We start from the raw sequence: 5610 nt of genomic DNA on the forward strand, positions 1-5610 counted from the left end.
GTTCATCAAGAACTTCCTCTCGATTCTTGTGACGCCGCCCGAACGGCGCGGCAAGCCCTACGAGGGCATGTCGAACTTCGTGGGCCGCATGATCGACCTCGCTTTCCAGAAGAAGAGCGACCGACTGGAGAAGGCCAGCCCGGAAACCTACAAGCCGGGGCACAACGCCGTAGTGGACGAGGCCGTCGCGAAGCTGGGCTACAAGATTCTTCCGGCCACGACCTACTGGGAACTGGTGGATGCGCTGTTCAAGGCTGGCTACATCTACGAGGCCGAGGTCGCACAACGCTACGCCGTGCCGACGCTGAACGATCTGGTCGGCGTGGCTTCGAGCGAGGAAGTGGAAGCGGAATACGGCGGCGTGATGGCCGAGGGCAACCGCCCGCTCATCAAGGCGTTCTCGCTGGGCATCCGCGAGGCCGTGGGCGACTACCCGATCTTCTCGTCGCACACCCGTTTCGACATCGGCAGCGCCCGTGTGATTTCACTGGACTTGCAGGATGTGGCAATCATCGGTTCCGACTCGGCCTACAAACAGACCGCGCTGATGTACATGATCGCTCGGCAGAGCTTCATGAAGAAGGTTGCCTTCTCCAAGGAAGACCTGCCGTACTTCGACGACCTGTATAAGCCCTACTACGACCGGCTCATCAACGACATCGTGGATGAGAACAAGGTGCTGTGCATGGACGAGTTCCACAAGACGGGCGGCCATGACGGCTTGAAGTTGCAGGTACTGACCGATGGCCGTGAAGCCCGGAAGTGGAACCTCGAAATCATCCTCGCTTCGCAGTTGATGGAGGACTTCGGCGAACTCACCAAGATCGCCACGGCGCTCTTCATCCTCGACAGCGGCACCGAAGAAACCCGGCGCTGGCTGCGCGACAACATCGGCCTCAAGCCGGTCGAGGAATCGGCGCTGGTCAACTACGTGCATGGCGCAAACGCCCACGGCGCGACGTTCTTGGCTCGCTTCTCGACCAAGAACGCGACCTACAGCCAGCTATTCACGATGACAGCCGGTGCGATGCGCCTGTGGGCGCTCTCGACGACCGCAGAAGACCGGAAGCTGCGCGGCCTGCTCTATGAGTCGATGCCACGCCAACAAGCTCGCCGCCTGCTCGCCAAGCGGTTCCCCGGTGGCTCGTGCAAGAAGCTCGTGGAACGCCTCAAGGAAGAAACCTTCCGTGGAGCGGACTTCGTGGATAACGACATGGAGTCGAGCGTCATCGAGCGGCTCGCGAAGGAACTGATCCACGAGTATTACAACAGCACAGAGCTTGAAGTGGCCTGATCGACAGGGGTTGATACCGAATGGCGCAATACAAGGGAGCTTCCCGGCAGCACGAAGTAAAGGCGTCTCGCCGTCGTAAGGACACTCGGCTGTTCGGGCAGAAGTTTTCGGACTTCTTCAACTCCGGTGATGGGGTGGTGCTCGGGCTGTTCATGCTGCCCATCATCTCTCTGGTGCTCGTGAAAGTGCCACTGTCCGGCGAGCTGATGCTGCTGATCGCGTGGATGTACGGAAGGAGCTTTGTTCGCACCGACAAACGCTCCTTTGACTTCCCGTACCGTGTGCCGCTGCTGGCGAAGGTAAGAGATGGCTCCACGCGGGGCGGCAAGGAAATCGGCAAGGGCGTCACGATGATCGGCAACGATCTGGAGACGAAGGAGCAGATTTACGCTGGCGACAGCGACCTGCGCACGCACATGCTCGTGCTCGGCACCACCGGCTCCGGTAAGACCGAGTTCCTGCTGGGCCTCGTCTTCAACGCACTTGTCCAGAACACCGGCTTCATCTACGTGGACGGCAAGGGCGATCCCAAGCTCCAGAAGGAAATCTTCCGCCTGTCGCGGTATCTGGGGCGGGAGGACGATCTGCTCATCATCAACTTCATCACCTCCGGGCGCGACTTCGTGGAGAAGCAGCCCGACAAGGTGACGAACAACATGAACATCATGGGGAACACCTCATCGGGCATGTTGATCGAGTTGATCGTGTCGCTGATGGACGACTCCGGTGGCGGTGGCGACATGTGGAAGGGGCGGGCGATCTCGTTCGTGGCGGCCCTGACGCGCCCGCTGATCTACCTGCGCGACAAGGGCTATATCAACCTGTCGCCGGAAAAGTACCTCGAATACTTCGAACTCAACGTGATCGAGGAACTGGTCTGGGAGCACAACGGCAAGTATGGGGACATGTTCGACGTGATCGTGGCTCCACTGCGCTCATACCTCGTGACCCTTCCGGGCTATCAGAAGACGAAGATGAAGAAGCAGGAGACGAAGACGCTGGAGCAGCACGGCTACATCGTCATGCAGCTTACCCGCATCTTCAACGACCTGACCTTCAACTACGGGCATATATTCAAGACCAAGGTCGGGGACGTGGACTTCTTCGACGTGGTTATCAACCGACGCCTGCTTGTCGTCCTGCTCCCGGCGCTGGAACGCGCCCCGGACAGCATGAGAATGCTGGGCAAGATGATCGTGGGCAGCATCAAGCAGATGATGGCGGGCTGCCTCGGCAACCGCGTGGAAGGCGTGGTGCGGGAGATCATCGACAGCCGTCCGACCAATGCGTCGTTCCCGTTCTACACGATCCTCGACGAATACGGCTACTACGCGGTGATCGGCTTCGCCGTGGCCCCGGCGCAGGCCCGTTCGCTGGGCTTCTCCGTGATCTTCGCGGCGCAGGACTTCTCGTCCCTCAAGAAGTCGAGTGCGGAGGAAGCGGACGCCACATGGGAAAACACGAACATCCGGGCAATCGGGCGCATCACCTCGGGGCAACGCTCCGAGACATGGGAGCGCATCCAAGGTGCTTCCGGCGAAGGCGAAGAAGCCCGCATGGCGGGGTTCGAGCGCCGTCCGGGCGGGGTCAATGAGGTTTTCCGTCAGCAGGACAACATCTCCATCGAGCGTCGCGCTCGCCTCGACTACGACGATCTGGCGATGCAGGAGAACGGTGAATTCACGTTCCTCATCGGCAAGAAGGAGCGCAATGGGCAGACGGGCGGGGTGCGCGTGATCCGGGGGATGGGCTTCTATACCGCAGGCCCAGCACCCAAGGAAATGCGCATCAACGATTTCTTGCCGGTGGAAGCACCCGAACCGTCCGACCTGCCGCAGAACCGCAAGGCGGTCGAAGCGTTGATGAAGAGCATGATCGACGGTTCGTTCCCGAAAACCGTGCGCAGCGCGGTGAAGGGCGACCCGATTCTCGCCTCCATGCACACGGCGTTCGAGCGCAACTACGAAGACCCGGAGCGTCCGCGTCTCGGGCGGCTCGACGCATCGTTCGCGGTGATGGGATGGTTCATCTCCGGTGGAGCGCAGATTCCGGCCAGCACGCAGCCGAAGGCAGCGGCAGGCGGCAGCAGCGCGACGCAGCCCGTGGAAAGCACCGACCTGACCCCAGCCAAGCCCGCGCCAACGACCAGCGCGGTTGCCGCCACCGATCCGGGCGATCCGCTTGGCCTCCAGCAAGCCGCAGCGACGAAGGCGCTGCTTGACGTGGCCGACCTCGTGCTGAGCCAGCCGAAGGGGGAAGGGGAGTCCGCCTACACGTCCGCGACACCGTACAAGATGGCCGAGGACGATGACGAAATCATCATCAGCGCCGAGGCGGTGACGACAAATATCGTTCTGACGGATGCCGACAGCGAAGCCTTCCGTGACAAGGCTCTGCCGATCCTTCGGCAACACCTGTTCATGCTCGACGACATGCCGTCCGAGGAAGAATGGGAGGAAGAGCTTTCCATCGCCGACCGCGACAAGCTGCTTGAGATGGAGGTGGTGGCATCTGGCGAGGCTTTCGCCAGCCTTGAGGACAAATGGGACACCGAGGATCGCATCCAAGAGACGCGGGGCGCGATTGCTCGGGAGACGACTTACATCGACCCGCCCGAGCCTGATCGCATCGACATTCCCGAAGCGAAGGACAAGCTCGACGCCCTGTCCGCAACGTGCGCGGAGCTAATGAAAAGCTCGCTTCGAGACATGTAGTCTGAGCACTTGTCAAAAATTGACAACCACAGTGTTTTGACTGACAATCAAATAATCGTACTTTTGATGGGTGAGGTGTTGTTGTGGGCATTTGGAAAGCAGGCAAGAAGGCAGCGAAGTTCACGTTTGTGTCCATGCCCCTGTCCATCCTTGGGATCAACCAACTCAAGATGGGCAACAGGCAGATCGCCGACCTCTGGAAGTCGCTCTCGAATCCGGTCTGCCCCGAATGCGACAAGGGCGTGCTGGTCATGCAGGGCGATGAGGGACAGGTCATCGACCAGCAGCAAGACGGCACCACGCGCCACCTTCACCCGTGGGTATGCAATAGCTGCGGCTTCGCTTTTCTTGAGGAAAGCGATGTCGCCAAGGTTCGCGAGAGTGCGGCGCGTTATCGCAACGAGCGCGTCAAGGCCGACCTCACAGACATGGAGTACGCCGAGCGCGAGAAAATCGCTCGCGGGCACCGCCTGCACTCACGCGCCTTCTTCGTTGCCAGCACGCTTGCGGCCATCGGCTTCATCTACATGCTTGCATCCGGGGCGGCACTCTTGCTGGCCCTGAACTGGCTCTCGATTGCCTTCGCCCTGTGGGTCTTCGGTATGAAGAAGAGCTACAGGTCATGGCAGGTGAAGACGGGGCACCTGTTTGTGGACGGGGCGTTCTGGTTCTGGTTCAAGCACGAAAAATGGCTCGGCTGATGAAACCTCTCTTCGCACTGGCGGCGGCACTAGCCGCTTTTTCCGCTTTCGCACAGACGCCGGACGGCAGCAGCCCGGCAATCCCGAATTCCGATGACTTCTACGCAATCCGCCCGGCCACCATCGACTGCGTTATCCGGGCTGCGCAGAAGCAGGGAGTCCCCGCCAACGTGCTGCTCGCGCTGGCCAGCGTCGAGGGCGGCAAGAACGGCCAGTTCGTCGGCAACACGAACGGTAGTAAGGACATCGGCCACTTCCAGATCAACACAATCCACTGGAAGCAGAACGGTCGGTTTGCGCAGTACCCCTCGATCACTCAACAGGATGTCGCATGGCGCGGCTGCTACAACGCAGAGCTTGCCGCTTGGATGCTTCGCCAGCACATCGACGAACCCACGGGACAAGACTTCTGGACACGGGTGGCGAACTACCACTCCAAGACCCCGAAGTACAACGCCGTGTACCGCAGCAAGCTGATTCCCTTCGCAATCCAGTGGGGCAATTGGCTGCAACAACGATACGCCCACGTATCAGTCTCTCAACAATGAAAGGAGCAGCCTCATCATGAGCCGCATCAACAACTCGTTCCGTTTCACGGGCAACCTCGGCACCGATCCCGAGGTTCGCTACAACCCGAACAATGGCGACCCCATTGCCAGCATCCCGCTTGCGGTGGACGCCTCGTACAAGAACCGGGAAACCGGCGAGAAGGTCGAGAAGGTGGACTGGTTCGACCTGACCATCTACTACAAGGGTCTGGTCGATGTGGTGCAGAAGTACACCCGCAAGGGGTCGCAGATTCAGGTGCGCGGCAACATGCGCAAGCGGGTCTGGGAATCGAAGGATCGCAAGGACGGCGAGGGCCGCCCGATCAAGGAAAGCCGCATTGAATTCGTCGTAA

The 5610-nt window shown here is 60.3% G+C and carries 4 protein-coding genes and 1 pseudogene; all 5 read left to right on the forward strand.

Annotated elements, in window-relative coordinates; genetic code table 11:
• Positions 1–1294 (forward strand): annotated as a pseudogene (locus tag ACWJKU_RS19710) (hypothetical protein); the annotation flags it as partial.
• A gap of 20 nt (positions 1295–1314) precedes the next feature.
• The gene (locus ACWJKU_RS19715; protein WP_226331906.1) at positions 1315–4008 is read left to right on the forward strand and encodes an FtsK/SpoIIIE domain-containing protein; all 2694 of its coding nucleotides are present in this window, start codon (positions 1315–1317) and stop codon (positions 4006–4008) included.
• A gap of 83 nt (positions 4009–4091) precedes the next feature.
• Complete coding sequence (locus ACWJKU_RS19720) at positions 4092–4709, forward strand: hypothetical protein (protein WP_101530075.1); 618 nt, start codon at positions 4092–4094, stop codon at positions 4707–4709.
• A complete protein-coding gene (locus tag ACWJKU_RS19725; RefSeq protein ID WP_454148247.1) occupies positions 4631–5257 on the forward strand; it encodes a transglycosylase SLT domain-containing protein in 627 nt (208 codons plus the stop codon). The genes ACWJKU_RS19720 and ACWJKU_RS19725 overlap by 79 nt, the downstream gene beginning before the upstream one ends.
• 16 nt (positions 5258–5273) lie before the next feature.
• On the forward strand, positions 5274–5610 hold a 337-nt coding region (locus tag ACWJKU_RS19730; protein ID WP_454148501.1), incomplete at its 3' end, for a single-stranded DNA-binding protein.

Source organism: Methylocaldum sp. MU1018 (genome assembly GCF_053646775.1).